The organism is Myroides sp. LJL119, assembly GCF_054871605.1.
On record NZ_JBTXLO010000002.1, the window covers coordinates 356,812 to 377,896 of the forward strand.

13 protein-coding genes are annotated in these 21,085 nt (G+C 30.5%); 7 read left to right on the forward strand and 6 right to left on the reverse strand.

The genetic code is table 11. The annotated features are described in order from the left end of the window. The first annotated feature begins 92 nt into the window (after positions 1-92). From ACYSNV_RS04480 to ACYSNV_RS04490, 3 genes are all read left to right on the forward strand, one after another. Positions 93-638, forward strand: coding sequence for a hypothetical protein (locus ACYSNV_RS04480; RefSeq protein ID WP_461761368.1), 546 nt, complete (start codon positions 93-95; stop codon positions 636-638). A 331-nt stretch (positions 639-969) separates the two neighbouring features. Next, a complete protein-coding gene (locus ACYSNV_RS04485; RefSeq protein WP_461761369.1) occupies positions 970-2,016 on the forward strand; it encodes a sensor histidine kinase in 1,047 nt (348 codons plus the stop codon). 4 nt (positions 2,017-2,020) lie between these two features. Beyond that, on the forward strand, positions 2,021-2,752 hold the full coding sequence (locus ACYSNV_RS04490) for a LytR/AlgR family response regulator transcription factor (RefSeq protein ID WP_461761370.1): 732 nt from the start codon (positions 2,021-2,023) through the stop codon (positions 2,750-2,752). 3 nt (positions 2,753-2,755) lie between these two features. Here ACYSNV_RS04490 and ACYSNV_RS04495 read toward each other — a convergent pair whose 3' ends face one another. Then, positions 2,756-3,664 carry a DUF6268 family outer membrane beta-barrel protein gene (locus ACYSNV_RS04495; protein WP_461761371.1) on the reverse strand — a complete coding sequence of 303 codons (909 nt, stop codon included), beginning with the start codon at positions 3,662-3,664 and terminating at the stop codon, positions 2,756-2,758. A 717-nt stretch (positions 3,665-4,381) separates the two neighbouring features. Between ACYSNV_RS04495 and ACYSNV_RS04500 the strand changes: the two genes are divergently transcribed. Together ACYSNV_RS04500 and ACYSNV_RS04505 are read left to right on the forward strand one after the other, a co-directional pair. After that, a complete protein-coding gene (locus ACYSNV_RS04500) occupies positions 4,382-5,452 on the forward strand; it encodes a TlpA family protein disulfide reductase (RefSeq protein WP_461761372.1) in 1,071 nt (356 codons plus the stop codon). A 15-nt stretch (positions 5,453-5,467) separates the two neighbouring features. Next, on the forward strand, positions 5,468-5,662 hold the full coding sequence (locus tag ACYSNV_RS04505) for a hypothetical protein (RefSeq protein ID WP_461761373.1): 195 nt from the start codon (positions 5,468-5,470) through the stop codon (positions 5,660-5,662). A 347-nt stretch (positions 5,663-6,009) separates the two neighbouring features. Here ACYSNV_RS04505 and ACYSNV_RS04510 read toward each other — a convergent pair whose 3' ends face one another. After that, positions 6,010-7,056 carry an adenylate/guanylate cyclase domain-containing protein gene (locus ACYSNV_RS04510; protein WP_461761374.1) on the reverse strand — a complete coding sequence of 349 codons (1,047 nt, stop codon included), beginning with the start codon at positions 7,054-7,056 and terminating at the stop codon, positions 6,010-6,012. A gap of 2,475 nt (positions 7,057-9,531) precedes the next feature. Here ACYSNV_RS04510 and ACYSNV_RS04515 point away from each other — a divergent pair. Together ACYSNV_RS04515 and ACYSNV_RS04520 are read left to right on the forward strand one after the other, a co-directional pair. After that, positions 9,532-10,176 carry a hypothetical protein gene (locus ACYSNV_RS04515; RefSeq protein ID WP_461761375.1) on the forward strand — a complete coding sequence of 215 codons (645 nt, stop codon included), beginning with the start codon at positions 9,532-9,534 and terminating at the stop codon, positions 10,174-10,176. A gap of 940 nt (positions 10,177-11,116) precedes the next feature. After that, the gene (locus ACYSNV_RS04520) at positions 11,117-11,446 is read left to right on the forward strand and encodes a hypothetical protein (RefSeq protein ID WP_461761376.1); all 330 of its coding nucleotides are present in this window, start codon (positions 11,117-11,119) and stop codon (positions 11,444-11,446) included. A gap of 517 nt (positions 11,447-11,963) precedes the next feature. Here the strand turns inward: ACYSNV_RS04520 and ACYSNV_RS04525 are convergent. From ACYSNV_RS04525 to ACYSNV_RS04540, 4 genes are read right to left on the reverse strand one after another with little or no spacing between them, the layout of a single operon-like run. After that, on the reverse strand, positions 11,964-14,468 hold the full coding sequence (locus tag ACYSNV_RS04525) for a S9 family peptidase (protein WP_461761377.1): 2,505 nt from the start codon (positions 14,466-14,468) through the stop codon (positions 11,964-11,966). Between the two features lie 5 nt (positions 14,469-14,473). Continuing rightward, positions 14,474-15,211 carry a hypothetical protein gene (locus ACYSNV_RS04530; protein WP_461761378.1) on the reverse strand — a complete coding sequence of 246 codons (738 nt, stop codon included), beginning with the start codon at positions 15,209-15,211 and terminating at the stop codon, positions 14,474-14,476. An 11-nt stretch (positions 15,212-15,222) separates the two neighbouring features. Next, positions 15,223-16,590, reverse strand: a complete 1,368-nt coding sequence (locus tag ACYSNV_RS04535) for a RagB/SusD family nutrient uptake outer membrane protein (protein ID WP_461761379.1) — start codon at positions 16,588-16,590, stop codon at positions 15,223-15,225. A 10-nt stretch (positions 16,591-16,600) separates the two neighbouring features. Then, positions 16,601-19,642, reverse strand: a complete 3,042-nt coding sequence (locus tag ACYSNV_RS04540; RefSeq protein WP_461761380.1) for a SusC/RagA family TonB-linked outer membrane protein — start codon at positions 19,640-19,642, stop codon at positions 16,601-16,603. Between the last annotated feature and the right edge of the window lie 1,443 nt (positions 19,643-21,085).

Sequence of the window (21,085 nt, forward strand, 5' to 3'; positions counted from 1 at the left end):
AACAAAGCATAAATCGCTAATTGAACTAATATTGTTGGTCTATTTTATTTTTAAAGTGTATTTTTGAGAACTTTAAAATAAAATTAACAAATATGAAAACAGTAAAATTTTTTTTATTTGTGGCCTGTACCACATTATTTTTAACAGCTTGTTCGGATAATCTATCTAATTCTAAGGCTGAAAAGATTATAAACGAGTGTTTTAAACAAATGCCACAATTGGGGTTGGTTAATATTGAGTATGGAAAAGATATTTCCATTGACTCTTTAGAATTGGAAAATTATAAAAAGCTAGAACAGCAAGGATATATAACGCTTGAAAAACAAGCGAAATCCTCCATTTATTCTACAAGGAGTTATTACACGGTGGGATTAAACGATAAGATGAAACCTTTTATTGAAGAGACTAAAAAGGGCATTTTTGGATCCACCTTAGCTCAGGTAAGAATGTATGAATATAAGTTAGATAAAGTGGAGTCTGTTCATGAGATGCCAAGTACAAATACAGCTGAGGTAAAAATGCAATTAATTAAAGCCGATAAAACACCTTTTATTATTTTTGATAAAGATAAATCGGAGTTTGTTATTAAAAAAGTAGGATTTACAAAAACTACAAAAGGATGGGAGTTTTGTGATTAACCCACTTTGGTATAACTAACATAGCCCTTTGTGGTATATAACTAGGATAACAACATAGAAAAAAACAACAAAACAGCAGGATTTGCTTTGTATAATAAGACAAGAAGCTACTTTTTTTAAACTAAAAAAGTAGCTTTTTTTTATCTGTTTTTTCAAGTCAATGGTCTTTATTTAAAACTGGTATTGACTGTTATTTTTTAAGATTAGGTATTTATAAACTAAAATAAATCATCTTGCTATAGACAAAAGGATATTTCTTTGTTTAGATAGTTGTAAATTTGAAGCTATAAGCATAGAAAAATTACCTTGTTATGCTTTTAATACAAATAATATGGCAATTTCTTTTCCTTTACATAAAAAGTTATTCATCATTGCGTTTTGGAGTACACTCTCGATTTCTATATGGGCACAAAGCATGAATTTGCAAAGCCCTTTTTTGTGGCTTATTCCCACTGCAATCATTGTGGTTTCATCTATTTTTATTGCCCATTACTTAAGTGATCGGTTATTACCTGATGCTTTGTTGCACAATGCAATGCGTCATTTTTTTGTTATAGCCACACTAATGAGTTTGTTTTTGGCCTTTATAATCGCAATTACTTTTACGGTATTTCCTATGGTTATTGGCGATGTGGATATACTTGGGCGTGATAACTTAAGTACTTGGGAGGGATTGTTTTTGTTAAGGCTTTGTGGGGCTGTACCATCGGCTATGGCAATCACCACTACTATGTGTGGTATTCGTTTTTATCAAGAGCACAATACAATTGAGAAGGACCACAGGAAATTAAAACAAGAGCATTTAGAGACACAGCTAAAGCACCTACAAGACCAAATTAATCCACATTTGATGTTTAATGTTTTGAATCATATTTATAGTCTGATGCAAAACAATTTAGAGCTAGCCTCTACTGTATTACTTAAATTTTCTGATATATTACGCTATCAGCTTTATGAATGTAACCACAAAAAGGTTCTGCTTGTACGCGAGGTTAAATATTTACAAGATTTTGTGGCAATTGAGCAAATTCGCTGGGATGATGAGTTACAAGTGAATGCTTATTGGGAAATTAATAACAAGCAACTAGTTATAGCTCCTTTACTTTTGATACCTTTGATTGAGAATGCATTTAAACATGTTTCCAGGGTGCCACATACAATAGGGGTAATAGAAATAAATTGTGTGGAAACAAATGGTGAATTAGTTTTGTTTGTTGCCAATACCTATAACGATAAATACAAAATAAATAAAACACAAGGAGGAATAGGTATTGCTAATTTAAAAGAAAGATTATCTATGCAATACGCCAATAGATATAAGTTAATTCAACAGCAAAATAATACAAAATACAGTATTTGTTTAACCATAGAATTATAAAGCGATGTCACAAGTAGTATTGAAGTGTTTAGTGGTAGATGATGAGCCTTTGGCCCGTAGAGCCATTATAAATTTTATTGGTAAAATAGACTTTTTACAAGCAACAAAGTCTTGTTCTTCGGCTCTTGAAGCGCAGGAAATTCTACAAGCTAACGAGTTTGATCTGATTTTTTTGGATATTAATATGCCTTATCTATCAGGTATTGATTTTCTGGAATCTATCTCTAGTGCTCCTATGGTTATTTTTACAACAGCCCACTGTGAGTATGCTTTACAGGGTTATAGATTGCAAGTTGTTGATTATTTACTAAAACCTATTGACTTTAAACGCTTTTTTCAAGCTGCATCTAAGGCCAAAGAGCTGTTTTTATTAAAACAAAGTAAGCTACAAGCTCCTTTATCTAATGAAAATAGCATGATGTATGTCAAACAAGAAGATGGTTATTTAAAGGTAGACTGGCAAACGCTTTTGTATATACAGGCAATGCAGAATTATTTAAAATTAATCTTTGCCAATAAAGTACTTGTAATTCATCAAACCATGATAGCTATTGAGGATATTTTACCGAAAGCACATTTTTTTCGTATTCACAAGTCTTACCTGGTAAATATCAATCATATCGATGCTTTGCAAGGTAGTCAAGTTGTTGTTAATGCAACTAAACTACCAATTTCAAGAACGCGAAAAGAGGCTTTATTGAAACAGGTAGTTCACAAAAAGTTGCTTAGTAAATAAAGTTTATAGTTTCCATTTTATTACAACAGCCGCATATAATGTGGTTGCGAATCGAGGATCTGCTATTTTTTTCTCTTTAAAGATGCTTTTAATTTTTCTTTCTTGAACAGAAATAGATCTCACAAGTGTTGAACCTGCTGTTAAAGAAATAAGAAAATCTTCCGATACTTTCAACTCAGGTCTTAATCCTGCTATAATTTGCTGATGACCTAGTAACATGGATTTACCTTGGTGTCTTACCATGGCAGTCATACCTTGTAGATCTATGGCTGCTTTGAGATTAAAGTGATTGTTTATTTTATAACCAGCTTCTATGTTCTCAGGAAAGGCAATTTTTACAAAAAAGTCGCCGAAGGTTTCCCAATTCAAATAAAGGCCTGGTAAAACCATAGGCACTCCAAAGCTATTGGTTAATACAGGACCAATTCCCATAGAAAATTGAGGATTGAAATGCTTAATGAAAAACACTCCTCCTTGGCCCAAAATAGCTTGTTTATCAATAATTTGTAAGTCTGTATATATGCCAAGGGATCCAATAATAAGCATGGACCAAGTGGGACTAATGGAGCGTAAGTGTTTTAAGCCAAATTGTGCATTAAGTAACTGGGTTGGAAATAAAGGTTCTTCGTACTTTTTATGTGCCATCTTAGCATATGCTCCCTGTGCAAATAAAGACCATACTCTGGGTTTAGCTCTGTGGTCTAATTTAAATGATAGTGGAATGTCAATGGCTATCTCTAATTTTTTAAAATCACTTTTCGAAGCAGTTTTAACACTATCAATAGGTCGTATATAATTGGAAAAAGGAACGTAATCGGCCTTAAAATGTCCTTGTAATTTATGTTGAGCTTGTATTTGCATAGGTAGCAATACAAATAAGACCATAGCGACAATAAATACTGTAATTTTCATAAATATAAATTTTGCTACAAAAAAAGAACAGTTTAAACTCCCAAGTAAATTCTTTTGACCACCATACAATTTGTATTGACCAATCTACATAATACGGTGTTTAACCAAAGCTAGTACCTATGGTAAAGTAAGTTTTATAGGTGAATTTAAGTAACGTATCTCGGTAATCCGGACAAGCAATGGAACAGGGGAGCCTTTTAAAAATGAAGCATGTTTTACAATAAAACTTGTTTTAAATGTGCTAATTAATCTATGATAATTCTGCTTTTAAGTAATTACTTGAAAAGTATTTTTAAGAAATAGTCAAACCTTTGGGTTGATGTAATACGGTAAGGTAAAACCTTTTGAAATTCATTTTAATGTAATTTTAAAAAGGTATGTTGTTTTTTATAAAGGCAAGGCCATAATTAAATAAGGCTATTATTGTTTTTATTTATAGTTTTTTAAAAATAGTTGGTTTTACCGTCTTTCTTTTCTATTTTAGTGTTTTTAAAGTAATTGAATTTTAGAGAGTTAATGTAAATATTTATAGGTGTTTGTTTTGTTTTTTATCAGCGAGGGTTACTGTGATTTTCTTTTTTTGTATTCACACAAGTAGTAGAGTTAGTAGATACTAAAAAAAGTAAACCGCCGGGCTCTTCTTTGATATAAACATAAAGTAGCTAAGAATATGGATGTAATAAAGGGTAGTTTATGTATTGTAATGGGGCTTTTTATATGTTTTTTACATATGGTCAAGATCAGCAAATGTTACAAATTAAAGGTAATATAACCGATTTGGATCCCCAAGATAAACTTAGCTTAAAGTTTGATGGTAATACAGCGATAGATTTAGATTTAGAGAACCAAAGTTTCCAGGCGAATTTTGTTTTACCTGCTACCGGATCTTGGGTGTTCTTATATATTAATGGACCCAGGGGACTACGTTATACTAGCTATTATTTGGGTAATGAGAAAGTAGAAATAAATGCGTCCGGGTTAAATTTATCAAGGGATAACAGAGCAATAGGCTCAAAGATGGACTCTATACGCTACATCCATTATCAAACCCAAAAATTAATGGAGATCCAAGGTGATTCTTTATTAAATCAATTTAAACAGTTATCTAAAAGTGACATAAATATAGATAGTTTGCAGGCTAGTTTTGAGTCAAAATTGCAAGTGATGGAAGCTAGTTTTGAGTTTGGGTTTTTAAAGCAGTATATCAATACACCTTACGCTATACAAGCATTGAGTTACGCCGTAGCAAATGGTCTTAGTAAAGACGATAGTAAAGAATTACTATCCCTTATAGAGCCTAGATATGAAAATCAGCTACCAGTTAAGTTTATACAAGACTATGTGAATTATCCTTTTTTAAAGAAAGGAGATTTATATTACGATTTTGTTGGTTTAAATAAAGACGATATGCCAGTTTACTTTAGAGATCAATTTGATCAAAGATATGTCTTACTGCGTATTTGTAATGCGTATTGTAGCTTTTGTATTGCTGAAAATGATGATATACAAACTCTTAGTGACACTTTAAAAGATGATTTAAATGTGGTGAGTTTATCTTATGGGGATAAACAAGAATTTCAGGAGCTATTAAAAATAACAGATCCAAAAGCTCAGGTACTTTATTTTCCTAAGGGAATTGTAGATCCAGTTTTTGCCAAGTACGCCTTACAAATAACACCTACTTATTTTTTGTTCTCCAATAAAGGTGAATTACTTCTTACCAAACAAGGTAGTGGTGAGGGCTTAAAGGAATTTATAGAACAAGATATAAAGGATAATAGGAATTAAATTAATTACATTACTATGAAAAAGATAAAAAGACCCTTAGAACCAATTTTTGCTTTGGCATATGCCGCCACCTGGGTTGTAAGATTAATAATGGGTAGAAGCACGTCGTTTTTAGTAACCCTACAGTATGTGTTTTTAATAGCAGTGTTTGTTGTCTATTTTTATTACAACTATAAGCAAAAAAAGCAAAATCAACAGGATCACCTGTAAAATATTCCACTTTTTAGTGCATTAAAATAAGTGTGATTCCTTGGTATACAATAACCCAAAGCTCTAAGTAGGAATTTTTCTAGCTAAGTGACTTACCTATGGGGGTAAATCAACAAGGGTATTTATAAAAATAGTGATGGGATTTAATTAAATAATTATGTATTATCACTTATCTATATACCTAATAGGATAGGGGAGATCTATCCATTAGCATAGCGACCTATTTGGTTATAAGATTACGGCTTAGTTATCTATAGGAATTAAGAAAGGCATTATTTCCGGACCACTTAGGGATGGTATGATGGAAATAATGCCTAACTAAAATAAAAGGAAGTGCTATGAAATAATTATTCTTGTTGCTCTTGTAGCCAATCTGGCATACTTTCAATTTGAATCTTTTTATTGAAATTTATCTTATAGGCCAAGGCCTCACCTTCGTTTTTAATAAATATAGTACTCTCTTGACTTTGATAAGAGTGATGGTATACTTGTTTAAACTCTTCAAAAGCCGATAAGTTTAATAAGGTTTCTCCCGCATTGGCTCCAGAGAGTCTACAGGCGTAAACCACTGGTATTCCAACAACAGTTAATTCTTTTCGTTTGTTTACCAGATGTACCTCTCCAAAATCTAATCCAATTCCCAGACCGATATCTTTAATATACACGTTAAAGAAATTTTTATATTTCCAATAATGCTCTGAGAATGCTTGATGACATTCCGAGGCAGCCTTTAAGGCTCGTACGATGGCTTGTTCTCCTGAGAAAAACTTAGGGAAAAAGGCTAAAATACCATCTCCAGTAAATTTATCAAACACCCCATAGTTATCAAGGATAATCTCTGAGAGCTGATCGGTTAGAACTGTTATAAACTCAGCAAATTGTTTTGGACTTTTTGCCTTTAACATTAAATCGGTACTGCGTCTAATATCAATTGAAATAACAACAGTCTCGTGTAGGGTACCATCTTTAAAATTATCTTTAAAACCATCGTGAGAAAAAAGATAATCGGCCGCTTCTGATGTGATACGGTGAGAGATATGATTAATCGCTTCTTTACTTTGTAGTTCTTTTAAAAGTAAAAGCAATCTTTCTTTATGCTGCTTGACATTGTTGTTGTCGGCAATTAAGTTACTTATCTCTCCTTTTAATTCACTTATTTCTTTCTCTTGTTTGGCTGTGGCTTTAAAGTTTAAAATAGAGCCTATACTATTATCATATGGATCTTCTATTAAAGAGATATCCATTTTCTTATTTCTTTTTCTTTGTTTACTATTTAAATCTGGTAATAACTCTAGAGAATCGAATCCTAAATCAGCTCCTGCATTGGTCTTAACCATATCTAGTTGATTAGTTTTGGTATTCTCTTGGCTTATTTTTTCTTTTTTTATTGTCATATTTTGTATTTGTATAAAGATAGTGAAAATGATTTTTTTTTCACATAATTTAGAATTAAAGTCTTGTTAATTTGTGTAGTTGTTACTTACTTATTGTGTTTTTTGGGAATATTTTTAAGATATATGGATGTTTTTTGTGGTTCTTTAGATCGGTTTTTCTACTTTTAAGGTAGATTGATTTTTTTGTATATCTAGTATTTTAAAGCCTACAAGACCACTTTTTTTGTTTCAAAGATAAGCTGTGTTATAGCTTATATGATTTAGATAGAATACCTGCAATAATTAAGATTTATAAAGAGATCCTGTTTTTTAGTTTTTAGTTATTGTTTTGAAAATCACTAAAGTAAAAACAGTTTTTAATAAGAAAAAAACAGTTGTTATTTATTGTATTATTTACTTTTTTAATTGGAGGAAAATAATTAGAAAATAAAAAACCAGTAGTTTAGGTATAACTACTGGTTAGGGTAAATTTCTTTAATAAATAATACATACATAACAAAGATATTAAGACCGGAAACAACAATAGCCCAATGCCTTAGTAGTAAAATTATTTATTAGTAAATATATGCTAATAATTTGATAATAGCTATACTTGTTTGAATTTTAACATGTTAAAATTAAGAAATATGCAATAAAACCTAGGTTTTACAGGGGTTTAAAGAAGGTTCTTCTTTTTTTTGCCTAGGAATTTGATACATAAAAAGCAAGGATTATACCTGTTATAGGACAAAATAGATCTGTAAGTTAGCTTTATAAATTACATGATTTAACGGTTTACTTTTTTACTTTTATGACAAGGTTGTTTTTACTTGTTAGCCGCACTTTTACAACTAATTTTAATTTGTCGTATAATTCCAGTAGTGGTAGCTATGGATTAAATGAAGGTGTTTTAAAAAAACTAAAGGTAGCTGCTAATCTTTAAAAAGGTTGTTTTAAATCGAAAAGATTGGCTTTTTTTACGTTTTTCTGTGTTTTTCTATAGGTTTATGGTATGTGTTACTAATTGCATGTAAGTGGCGATGTATTACTTTTTTTAATAAAAACAATCTTTTTATTCTATGTAAAAGACTATTGTTTTTACGTGTTTGTTTTAAAAATAGAAAAAGGTATCTTTTAAAAAAAGTGACTTTTTAATTTTTGTAACAAGATTTAACATTTAAAAAAAGTTATTTTTTAAAGGCTTTTTTAGTCCAATTAATTAAATAGTTTTTTATCGTGTTTTAAATAGGTTTTTTGGGTGTTGTGTTACCTTTTTTTTTGTGTTTTAAAGATTGTTTTTTAGAGCTATTTTTTTCGTTTTTTTAGCATGTTTAAATAGGTTGTTTTACTAATGTTTTTAAAGTGAAAAAAAAAGGAAAACCACTTTTTGAAAACCGTCTTTTTTCTTTTCTAAAATGGTTTTACCCTTTATTATCTTATTGTTTTAACCCGGGAATTGGATTGTTTTTCAGGTATATTACAAATGATTTTCAATTTTTAATCTCTCTGTTATTAGCTGTGCTTACTGGGTTATTTATGTTTTTTGTAGTAGGGGTTTAAGTAAGGGCTTCTATTAAAAAAGTTTTTTAATGAACAATGTAAAAAAGCTTTATTATCTTGGATACTTACAGGGGTAAATTACGGGATGTTTTTACTTTGTTTTTATGATAAAGAGTTCACTAAAACTCTGTAAGGTAAAAAGAAAAAAACGCTGTTTTTTTCTACGGGGTATAACAATTTTCTATTTTATTGTTCCTATGGTATTTAATGAACTTAAATTGGGTGCTTTTTTTGCTTGGTATGACTTATAAAAGCTAGTTGTTTTGAGAAACTAAAAGAATATGACCTCTGATTTAACACTGCTTTACATTGGTTTATAGATTTAATATAATTACATTTACTCGCAATAGATTGTTATTTAAGTAATTGTGATTTTCTTTATTTGAAAAGGTATAGCTTTATAAACGATCTTTGATAAGGTTAGATAAAAGGTTTATTGTCCAATAAAACAGAAAATAAAACCTATTATAGAAATAAAACTTTGTATAAAGGACTTGTAGGCTGCAAAGAAAAAGGCTTTTAAGGTCTTTTTATCTTTTTTATAAAAAACCATAGAGATAAAAAGTGGAGCGTGTTTGTCTACAAAGCAATTGGGCTACGTCTTTTTGGGTAGTATTACCTAAGTGTGATGGGGCGAGGCGGTGTACAAGGTTAAAAAACGGTTTAAATAGTGATAGAGGAAAAAATGAGGTTATAAGTAGAGAGCAGTCCTACTTATAAAAAGACTAAAGGACTGCGATGTACCTTACCAGTGGCAAGTGATAGGTGTGTGGGGTTATGCAGTAAGGTGTTTGGTTTATTTCTTCCTTGTTTGTGTGTTGTAGTTAAGATTTAGAGTTTTCTAGTTTTATTAAACCGGCTATATGATTATTAATAGTTAGTAGACAAAGAAGAAACGTTGCGCTTTAGTCTATTAATCATTAATTGTTCACTATCATGAGAGTTGCCATATTAGAAGAGTCTTACATGCTGCGTGAGGCTTTAAAAAAGTACATTGAATTACAACCCAATTTTTCCTTGGCCTTTACAGCAGGTAGCCAAAGAGAGTTTGTTACTATTTTAACTAGTAGTACAAAGGTCGTGGATACCGTTATATTAGATATCCATACCCACAATATAATCAGTTACGAGCTTATACAAAAACTTAAAGATCACCCAGTTTTCGGAAAGATTAATTTTTTAATCTATTCGAATTTTAATAATCAAATGATATTTGATCGTTTAAGGTGTTTTCCTATTAAGGGTTATGTTTTTAAAAGCTCGCCTAATGAAGTATTATTACAAGCATTGGAAGCCATTTCAAATGGCACAACATATTTTGACCATGGCATTACCCATGAGTTATGTCCAGATCTATGGTGTAGCACAAAGTGTTATAGGGAGTTAGTAGAGGGGGAGATTGACTTGATTAATACACTACACCGGTGTGATACTCGCCGTGATATGGCTAAATTATTACAAGTAGATCCAAGGACAGTAAACAATAGAAGAACCGCCATTATACGAAAGCTAAAAGCTTGTAGTTTTCACCAGGCCGTTATTATGGCCTATTTTTATGGTCTTATACAATTACCAAAGTAGAATGGGCTATTATTTAAGGATTAACTTTTATAGTTCCCACTTTCACAACCAAGATGTTCTATCAGGCTTAAGACTTCTTTGTTGCCTTATAAAAGTTATTGGAATACTTTGGATTCTATACCTAGAAGTCCCCATAGCTTTTTAGCGAGATACTAGGTAATTATGGGCTGTCTTTTTTTAAAGGCAGCTCTTTTTTTATAATTAAATACAAGATGCTTATTATTAATATTTTACCAGATTGTTTTTAAAAATAAAGGAGAGTAAAAAAGACAAAAAGCAGCTTTTAAGCAGAGTTATAAAAAATCCTGTTGTTTTGTAATGGCCTCTAAGGCCTTATATTGCGTTAGTTTTTCCCAAAAGGGAAAACTTTTCTTTCCCATTCGAGAAACCTTTTGTACTGTTTTGGTATGAATATTTAAAATAGCTTTACAAAAGAAAATAAGTGCAAAAGAAACTTTTAAATACTGTGATAAGTTTCCTGGCTTTAGTTGATGTTACTTTTACAAAGTATTCGTGTTTATCATCTTGCATTTATCTCTTTGAATTTCTTCTTACCCCCATAGGGTGGTTATAAGATAAACTGAGTTGTTGGCAGCCTCTAGAATTACACTGAAAAACTAGGGTAGTTAATGAAGCTGATTTATTCATTTAAAGCTAAGTTATAGACACTTAGTTACTAATTAAAAAAAGTATACTTTTTATATGGGTTTAAAAACCAAAATAGATTTTTTATTTACTTGGAATGAAAAACTTTCTCACATAATTAGATAAGTAAAAACAAAGTTTTTGAACTAGTTGAATGCTTTACAAAAACTGTAAAGGCGATTCAGTTTAGTGTTTTTACCCAGGTTGCTTATGTGTAATAGAACTTAGGTAGATACTTAAGTAATTTTTCTAATAAGCCAGGTATTTGTTTTATTAATTTGAAAATAAACTAATTATGAAAGAATTTAAGAGAATCCTAATCTTACCATTTGCTATTACAGCAATGCTATTTTTAGGTGCACTAACAACAAGTGCTAGTAATGTAAGTGATGTTGAGGTTGCTAGTATCGTATTAAATCCAACTCCTTATATGGGTACAGTTTATAAGCAATCACCCTTAGGATCTAGTAATTACGTTCCTGTAACGGTAGACCCTACAGAACATAATTGTACTTTAGAGCCAATTGAGACAGATCAATGTTTTATTATAGAAAATGGCGTTTATACGCCTTTGTTTGGAGTTGAGTTAGGTGATTATAAACCACTTTATCAAATTGTTGAATAAGGTAACAAGCAATAATTCGTTTTCATAACGATCTCTTTCTGTGTATCGTTATTTCAGGACGGGACATAAACTAGTTTAAAAAAAAGGGGATATATTCTTTACGGAATTTATCCCCTAATTCTTGTGTGCCAGCATGGGCAGTAACTCTAGGGTGCAAGTCCCGAACACGCCTTTACAACGGGAAGTGTTAGCCAAATGCAAGGGTGTCCATCGTGAGGTGAAATCTGAAGGAAGCGCTAGGCAAACCCTTGACCGGACAAACAGAAACTATATCAGACTCAATAATATCGGATAAGGTTACATAACAAACTAAAGTCCAAAATTGTACGGAATATTTAAGGTAAATATAGGAGGTTATACATCTTTAAATAACATCTACTTAAAAGTATTGTAAAATAAAGAACCGTCTTGGTAGGAACCGTATGCCGGGTGGTGTGAGGTCGGCTGAAGATTATTTCTTCAGCGTCCTACTCGATTTAATTTATAAATTTATATAGAACTAAAAATTACTGATTTTCTATTTCTCTGTGGAAGCAGAGGTGTTTTCTTTTATCCAGGGAATATTCTTCTTCTCTTTTAAGAAATAGTCAAACCATTGTATATACCTAATAGTGAAATCTGTAGCTTCTTTATCTTGGTCGTAGATTCTAAATCCGTGACCCACTTTGTTATAGAATAGTGCAACGCTCTGAAATTTTTCGTATCTTTTTAAAGCCCAATACATACTTCTAGTATGTTGTGCTGATACATTTGTGTCGTTTAATCCCGCAACTATTAACATAGGAGTGTTTATATTTTGCGCTTGCAGTAAAGGCGAGTTAGCTATGTATTTCGTAGGGTTTTGGGCATAATTCTCTATTAACTTAAATTGTCCATTTTCTAATCTAGTAAAACCAGGTTCTTTTTCGCCATCAAGTTGCATATAATAAGAGAGTAAATCATGACGCGCTGAAATACTTATAATTGCACTGAAGAGATTTGTATAAGCTCCAATTAAACTAGCTTTGTATCCACCAAAGGAGAACCCGCTAAGTCCTATTTTAGAATTATCGATTGCAGGTTCCACTGCTAATACTTCTTGTACACCTTGAACAACACAATTGACTGCTGTTAAACCAGGTCCTTCATTTCCTATGTAAGTATCAGGTGTAAATACAAAATACCCTTGTTCAGTAAGTAGTGTTCTATTGTGACCATGTGTGTTTAATAATGTGGGAACTATAAAAGCATTAGGTTGAAGTAGAGGAGAAGATCTCACTTCTTCATAAATATAAGTTATTAAAGGGTATTTTTTGTTTTTATTAAAATTTTTTGGATAGTAGAGAATCCCTTCAAGTGCTACACCATTCGTATCTTTATAAACTATTGATTTTTGGTACTGCCAATCGTATAACTCTTTATCTAAATTATTTTTTATAGAAAATAAACTATCGGTGTAAACCATTATAGTTGGCGGAAGATTAAAGTTTTCTTCTATCCATGATATATTATTTTGGGAATGATCTACTCTAATATTAAGTATTCGATTAGAAGTTGGTAAACGTAATAGAACAATTTTTCCATTTGAAAATTTGTAAATAGCTTCTTTTTGATTGGTTTTAGTTTTGATAAAAATATTTGCTTTTGTATTTACATACTGTTTTGATGAACTTGATCTATTGTTTTCAAGAGTGTTAGTTATAAGTCGTAAAGATGTGTTTTTTGGAAATACTTTTAATACTTTAAAAGTTAGAGATTCTATATTAAATTCAATAAGTTTATTATCACGTTGAAAGTAAATTGATTTTGAATCTATGCTCCAGTGTGGTACGAGACCTCCACTAGCTGATGTTGTTCTTAAGGTGAATTTTTGCTTGGTTTGTATATTTAGTAATTCCCAATTATTAGGGTTAGTTGTGGGATAAAATATAAACTTTCCATCTTTAGAGGGTGTGATAATAACTGATTTTTGTGTTGTTAAGTCATATGATTCTTTTGTTTGTATATTAAAAAGTCTATAATTAATATTGTATAATTGATTTAGGAAATCTTTAAATTGTAATTTGTCATAATAAATTACATGATCAGGAAAGTTTATTGAGAGATATTCTTTTTTATCATTTCTTTCCATTTTAATCATTGATTTGGTATCATATTTATAAACAAGTGCTTCTTTTTTTAAAGTGAAGTTGTTTTGAAAGTAGTAGGGCATTGGTTCTTTTGAATTAACTCCTAATATTTCTAAGTACGTTTTATATTGTGGACTTTTCGGAATATAGGTTTCGTATTTTATAAATAGATCATTGTTGATTGAAAAATTTACTTCTAAGTTTTTAGCATTATCTAATTGGCTATTTATAATAGCCATTTCATTGGTTTGTAAATTAAGCAATTGAAGGAAATTGTCTTTGTTTAAAAATGCAATTACATTTTGCTGTAAATTCCATTTAATGAAAGTAAAGTCATGTATAAATGGTTTATATCTTTTTTTTTCCTTAGTTATTGTATTTACAGAGAATAATTTATTATCCTTATTAATATACAGCAAGTATCGATTGTCGGGACTCAATACATAGTTTACTATATCTTCAATTATATAATTAGAATCTATCTTTTTGAAATTTGCAATTTGTAACTTCTTATCATGACCTAGAATGAATATTTGGTTTGTATTGATGTCAATATTAAATTTCTTTACATTATTTATATTAGATATGATTTTTTGTTCTTTTAAGTTATAAACTTGTAATGAGTTATCTTTTTGTATTAGTGCTAGATTCTCGGTAAGTAAAGTGGTAGGAGAATTATTTTGGTTAATTAGTTCATGCTCTATGTTATTTTGAATATCAAAAAAAAAATATTTTAATTTTCTAGTACTGCCAGTTTCATACTGCTTGATGTAGCTAATCCATTTTCCATCAGGTGATATTGAATGAGGGAGCAAGGTAAACCATTTTTCATCTATTCGAATACTATCAGTTTGCGATTTTGTATTTAATGAGAATAATGATATAATAATAGATAGAAATACTGTAGCTTTCATGTTTTTTATTGTAATATGTTTATCACTGTATCATTTGTTACCTTAAAGTACTTACTTTGTGGTGTAGCAGGATTTAATATAAAAATGCTGTTTTTGGGAACTTGCATGGAAAATTGACCATAATTATCGGTCATATGAAATGTCATAGCACCTGTTATATTGTTTATACCGAAAACTCCAACGGAGGCATTAGCTATAGGTTTTTGTGTTATTTTACTGGCAATGGTTCCTGAAATTGTAATTATTTTCTCAGGATTCGATTGACTTAAGTATGTAGCTAATATTTCTTTAGCTCTTGGATCACTTTTTAAAACTTCTTTATATATTGTACTGTCCCTTTTAACTGTGAAATTTAGGATTTGGTTATTTTTTAGATTTGTGATTTTATAATTGTGTAAGTTAGTTTGGTAGAGAAGTTTTGTGGGGAGGACTTGAATTGTGTCTTCTTTGTTGATTGTTATAGAAAAAAAACCTTTTTTATCTAAAAAAACTTTTTCATTTTCTCCGTTTTTTGGTACCCCCGGTATTTTGACAAGCCACTTCCATTTATTAGAAATGTTTATTGTTGTTATTCCTTCTGGTGGCAGGTTTGTAATTGGATCAATAACTCTTCCTTGTATAGTAATGGTACCATCTATATTTTGAATAAAAGGTTTATTTAACTGTTTTTCGCTCCACTTTAAATTACAGGATAAGGGTAAAGAAATTAACGTTAATAACGTAAAAAGGATTGATAATCTCATATAGTTTTTTGTTAGTAGCCAATATTGTTTGGCAGTAAATTTTTATTTATTAAAGTTTCTTTATCTGGCAAAGGGAATAAGTTATGATAGGTTTGCCAATTTTCTTTTTTTACAGATAAACTATTTAGTTCGTCATTTCTTTTTAAGTCATAAAATCGCATTCCATACTCAGTGAAGAATTCTTTTGAGCTTTCTATTAATAATTTATCAATAAAGCTTGATTTTGAAATTGTTGTAGGAATAGGAACAACTCCTCTAAAGGCCATTACTTTATTTAGAATTTCTACTGCATCAGCTGTTTTTTCTTGTTTTACAAGGCTCTCACTTAATAAAAAATAAGCTTTTTCTAATCTATACATGATTTGAAATTCATCTAAATTATTTGTTTTGTTTTTATATTTGTAAACTTGATGATATACAGAATTATTTATGTTACTGTTATTTATCCAATACGATTTTCTTAAGTCGTTATTATCGAAAGAATTATATAAGGACTCCGTTATAGAAAAGCTTGTAGCAGTAATAGTTGTAAAAAGATAAAATGTGACATCAGGAAATGTAGAGGGCATTACCACCGGACTCATTTGTAGTAAAGTTCCTTTTGAATCATTTTTAAAAATTTTATTAATATCTTCTTCTAAATTATAGAGTGGATTTTCAATGATATTAGTGCAGTATTTTTCAGCTAAATCAGGTTTGTTTTGTAATAAGTAGTTTTCAGCTAAGATGATCTCAGCTACTGCTCGGTTTATATATACTCTATTTGACCCTCTATAATCATAGCTTAATAAATCCACAGCCTGTAGTAAATCGCTCTCTATTCTTTGTAATACTAGATTGTTTTCAGTTTTATGAATGTTAATATTTTCTTGATAATTTGGAGTAACAGTATACGGAATATCACCAAAAAGTTGAGTTAAAGCTTGATAGTAAATTGCACGGATAGTGTATGCTTCACCAAGAAATTGATTTTTATCTAAGTCACTAAGTACTTTTGCAGTTTTAACTCCTTCAATAAATGTATTTATGTTATAAATTTCGGTGTACGCACTATTCCACCAATTTCCTATTATCGCATTATTTGATAGAATATTATTGATATGAAAATCATTGGGAGTTTGGTGATTCGATATTAATTCATCGGTATAAAGACTTAAGTTTTTTCCTTGTTCAATAATAAAGTTCGCATCTCTCAATCTAACATATAGGTAATTAAGAGCGGCTTTAGTTGTTTCTGTATTAAGATACACATCTTCTCTGTTCATTTTATTTTTAGGTAAGTCTACTTCAATGTAATCATCACACGAAACAAAAAGTAATGTTGTTAATCCGATTACAGTGTAAATAGCTCGTTTTACTAGGGTATAATCAATTTTCATATTTAATTTTTTAAAAAGTTAATTGTAGACCAATTGAATAAGTCTTTAAAGGTGGTATACTACCATTGGTGATAAATTCAGGATCCATGCCATAATAATTGGTTATTGTCCAAAGGTTTTGTCCTTGTACATAGATCACTAACGAATGAATCTTAAGTTGTGGTAAATTAAAGCTATAGGCAAGGTTTATATTTTTTAACCTAATAAATGAGCCATCGCTTATAGCAGCATCACTTTCTCTATAATTCATACTAGAGGTAGTTGCCAGGTAATTTGTGGTAGGTGATAAATATCGACCACCTGGATTATCTGGAGTAATATAATTTAGTAATTCTACAGGTAGATTTGTCATAGATCCACCTGGTGTGTTATTGTAAGTCTTATCAAGGTTATATGTTTCCTTTTTTATAAATGAAAATAAAAAGTCTAATGATAGATTTTTATATTTTAAAGTGTTTTGTATTCCTCCATGTATCTTAGGAGATAGATCTTTTAGAACTTGTTTATCTTGACTATTAATTTTTCCATCCTGATTAAAATCTTCAAATAAGTATAGTCCAGTATTTGGATCAATGCCATTATATTTATAAGTCTTCGTTATATTTAGGGGATATCCAATTTGATAGATGCTACTTTGTGTCCCTTCCTCTAGACCAGGATAAGATTTTAATTTGTTTTTAGGTAGAGAAATATTAAAACTTGTAAACCATGAGAAATCTTGAGTTTGTATATTAGTAGTGTTAAGGTTAAATTCCCAACCTTGATTTTCAACTACAGCTGCTGAGTTCATTATAATTGATGGAAAACCAGTTGTTGCAGGAAGTGTATATCCTATTAACTGATCTGAAGATCTATTGTTATAATAAGCAAGTGTTGTGTTAATAGAGTTTTTAAATAAGCTTAGATCAATGGCTACTTCTATTTTTTTTGTGTTTTCCCATTTATAATTTGGATTATATAAGGCTGTAGGCTTTAAGCTTATAGAATTATTATAAGATATATTAACATTATAAGTGTCTAAATAGGAATAATCCCCTATATTATCACTTCCAGTTACACCAATACTACCTCTAAGTTTAGCAAAGGAAATGGTTTTGTTATCTTTTAGAAAGTTTTCTTTACTTGCAACCCATGCTACACCTAATGCTCCAAAATTCCCGAATTTATAGTTGTTGGCAAAGCGACTAGAACCATCTCGTCTTCCGGTAATGTTGAATATGTATTTGTTACTGTGAGTATAGTTAATTCTTGTAAATACGGATATATGTTTGTATTCTTGAAAATTATCGTTTTGAATAAATTTTGAATTGGAGGCTGATAAATCCTCAATAAAGGCATTAGAGGGAAAATTATTCCCACGCAAACCTAGTAAGCTTGATTTGCTACTTTGATACGATACTCCTGCGAGTAAGGAAATATGATGTTTTTTAAATTGATAATTGTAGTGAAGTTGAGGTTCTATTATTAAAGAGTTACTTTTTACTATTTCTTTATAAGTTTCAGAATGTTCTTCTGTTAGCCCATAAGAAGGGTCATACGCAGTATGGGGGTTAATCCTCATTTCTAGAATATCATTATTAGAAATCCCACCATTAAGTTTGAAATAAAAATTATCATCTAAATTTAGTTTAATAGATGTGTTCAGTATTAAATTACGTGCCGTATTAGAATAAGTAGTTTGAAGATTACCTAATGGGTTATTAAATGTACCATTTTCCCAATTTAGAGAACCATCGGAATTATAAAGGGCAGGGGCATTTGGAGGTAATGTTAAAGCCTGCATAGTTAAATCTACAATGGGCAGTGTGTTTGATTGTTCGGTATAAATTACCGATGAGTTAATATGCAGCCTATTATTTTCGCTACGTTGATTAAAATTTAAATTGAGTGAATTTCTTTTATACCCCTCAGAACTTGGAAAAACGGTTTTGTTTTTGTTGTGATTATAATTTATACTGTAAGTTGCTAAATGACTTCCCCCATTTATATTTAACCCTACATTTTGATCAATAGCTGTATTTCCAATAAGCTCTTTCTGCCAGTCTGTATATCTATTTTTGTCCCAGGTGCCATTTATATCATAAGCATTAGGGGGGTAATTTGTAATGTTATCGTTTAAGAATGCTAATTCACGTAGTTTTATATAGTCAGGTGTTTTTAGCATATTCATAAAATTTGCTACTCTACTAAAACCTATTGAGGACGTAATTTTGAATTCTGATTGCTTATTTGTGTTTTTTTTGGTTGTTATTAAAATTACGCCATTTGCACCTCTGGCTCCATAAATTGCTGTCGCATCTGCATCTTTCAAAATTTCAATGCTTTCTATGTCTGCAGGATTTATACCGTTAAGAGGAGAGATTCCGCCTCTAAGTATTTGACTACCTAGGGCATTACCATCTAGACCCTGTGAGGTCGATATGATGGGTATGTCGTTTATTATATAAAGAGGTTGATTTCTAATATAACCTGAATCTAAAAAATTTCTACCCCTAATTTCAATTTTTAAATCTCCTCCAGCAAGGCCAGTTCTTTGCGTAATATCTACTCCCGCAACTCTACCTTGTATTGCTTGTAATGGATTTGTAACAGGTTGAAATTCTATATCTTTCGAAGTTACACGGGCGATACTACCAGTTCTTTCTCTGTCTTTTACGGTATAATATCCTGCATTTACAACAATTTCATCTAACTCTTTACTGTCTTGTTCTAAGGTTAGATTTAAAGTATGTTGATTTATTATTTCAATTGTTTTGGTAATATATCCCATATAAGAGAAACTCAGTTTATTACCTGGAGTTACTTCAATAGTATAATTACCATCGTGATCGGTAAGAGTAGCTGTGTTTGTTGATACAATTTGTACAACTACTCCGGGTAGTGCACCCGAATGGTCGGTAATTTTCCCTGTAACCATTATTTTTTGCTGGTCTACATTGTCTTTAAAATTACCTGTATTTTGGTTAGCAAAAAGTATAGTAGGAGTACAGCATAGAATTATAAAGAGCATAGCTGCGCTATATCCATAATATGGAAGTAGTTTTGATTTCATAGTATTAGTGTTATTTATATTGGTATTGTCTTTAGGGTTTATAAACACTGTTGTATTAGGCCACAACATTTAAGTGTCTTTTTAATTTGAAAAACCTTAAGTAAAAGTAGATGTAAAATGAAATCTGCTGAGGTATGTAAAGACTTTGTATTTAAGGAAATAAATATCTATTCCTATGCATTATTATTCCTTAACCATTTCTCCCAAAACATAAGGTAAGGCAAAAGGAATAGATATTATCATGCATTTTAAAGCTGAGTGTACACATAAGTTAAAAAAATCACCCGCTAAATTTTTCGTTTTGCAAACAGTAAGACTATTGCTCCATTAGGCTTAAAAATACCACTATCGATACACATTCTTTGTTGTGGAGTAGCAGTTCTTACTTTCGCTTTTTGATTCATAGGCATTACTTTTTAAAGTTAAACTTTGATTTACTTAATCCGCAATTACAAGTGACTTTCCTTGGTTATAGCGGTTATACATCTTCTTTTTGGGTATGCTATATAATACATGGTCAGTTTATAGGCTTATATAGACTTATTGTGAAACATGCAGAACGATGTATTTTACGAATTGCCTTTAGGGCTTTGTTGTTTGTTAGTTTTATTTATTGTTTAAATTTTGTGTATATAGGTATATCTATAGTGAGTATTTTTAGTATACCTGTATACACCTTTTTCTCCCGTATTAGTGGTCGTTTGCCTCACTGTTATATATTCTAATAGTCTTGGCGTAAGTAAACGGGTCAACTAGTTACTAACTAGTATAATGTCTGCATTAACTCTATATTTTCAAGAATTTTTGTCAGAAAAGGGATGGTGCTAGACTAAACAATTGCTATAGTAGGATAAAGTTTGTTTTCGGCAAAGAGACTATAGGCAACCACCCCGTAATTCTTAATATATGAGTCATAGCATTTTTAACTCACCTTTTCTTTACCCACCCATTTTGTTAGATGGGTAAAAATTAGGTATAGATTTGTCCTGTACGCAATTCAAAATCCCTTTGAATACGCGTATTTGTGTTCTTTAAGCGTTTGTTGTTGTAGTTATTTTCACCTAACTATCAAAAACCTTTATGAAATCAGTATAGTACATTATTTCATTATGGAAAACTACGTTGTAAGTAAGAGTTGTTTCTTAAGCTTTTTCTGAATTATAGATTCAGTGGTACTCTTACCTACCAACAAACTTTTTGTCATAAGTGTACGAGTTGGTTTAAATTGGTTAAACAATTATTGGTTGTAAAAAAGTAATAATTGAAAATTTCGATGGAATACCGAACAACGAATAGAGTGTTATAAAACACTGGCATAAGGGGCTAACTAGTTTTAGCGAAACCTTATGGGAATAAGATAATAGTCTTTTTCTAATCAAGACTCGTTTCTAATACGATCATGTGGGAGCATCATCTAATATTAGTTATTATATAATAGCTTGG

Bases quoted from the DNA above. Each gene is read 5' to 3' on its own strand.
- ACYSNV_RS04480 (WP_461761368.1), top strand. From the start codon at position 93: ATGAAAACAGTAAAATTTTTTTTATTTGTGGCCTGTACCACATTATTT.
- ACYSNV_RS04485 (WP_461761369.1), top strand. From the start codon at position 970: ATGGCAATTTCTTTTCCTTTACATAAAAAGTTATTCATCATTGCGTTT.
- ACYSNV_RS04490 (WP_461761370.1), top strand. From the start codon at position 2,021: ATGTCACAAGTAGTATTGAAGTGTTTAGTGGTAGATGATGAGCCTTTG.
- ACYSNV_RS04495 (WP_461761371.1), bottom strand. From the start codon at position 3,664: ATGAAAATTACAGTATTTATTGTCGCTATGGTCTTATTTGTATTGCTA.
- ACYSNV_RS04500 (WP_461761372.1), top strand. From the start codon at position 4,382: ATGTTTTTTACATATGGTCAAGATCAGCAAATGTTACAAATTAAAGGT.
- ACYSNV_RS04505 (WP_461761373.1), top strand. From the start codon at position 5,468: ATGAAAAAGATAAAAAGACCCTTAGAACCAATTTTTGCTTTGGCATAT.
- ACYSNV_RS04510 (WP_461761374.1), bottom strand. From the start codon at position 7,056: ATGACAATAAAAAAAGAAAAAATAAGCCAAGAGAATACCAAAACTAAT.
- ACYSNV_RS04515 (WP_461761375.1), top strand. From the start codon at position 9,532: ATGAGAGTTGCCATATTAGAAGAGTCTTACATGCTGCGTGAGGCTTTA.
- ACYSNV_RS04520 (WP_461761376.1), top strand. From the start codon at position 11,117: ATGAAAGAATTTAAGAGAATCCTAATCTTACCATTTGCTATTACAGCA.
- ACYSNV_RS04525 (WP_461761377.1), bottom strand. From the start codon at position 14,468: ATGAAAGCTACAGTATTTCTATCTATTATTATATCATTATTCTCATTA.
- ACYSNV_RS04530 (WP_461761378.1), bottom strand. From the start codon at position 15,211: ATGAGATTATCAATCCTTTTTACGTTATTAACGTTAATTTCTTTACCC.
- ACYSNV_RS04535 (WP_461761379.1), bottom strand. From the start codon at position 16,590: ATGAAAATTGATTATACCCTAGTAAAACGAGCTATTTACACTGTAATC.
- ACYSNV_RS04540 (WP_461761380.1), bottom strand. From the start codon at position 19,642: ATGAAATCAAAACTACTTCCATATTATGGATATAGCGCAGCTATGCTC.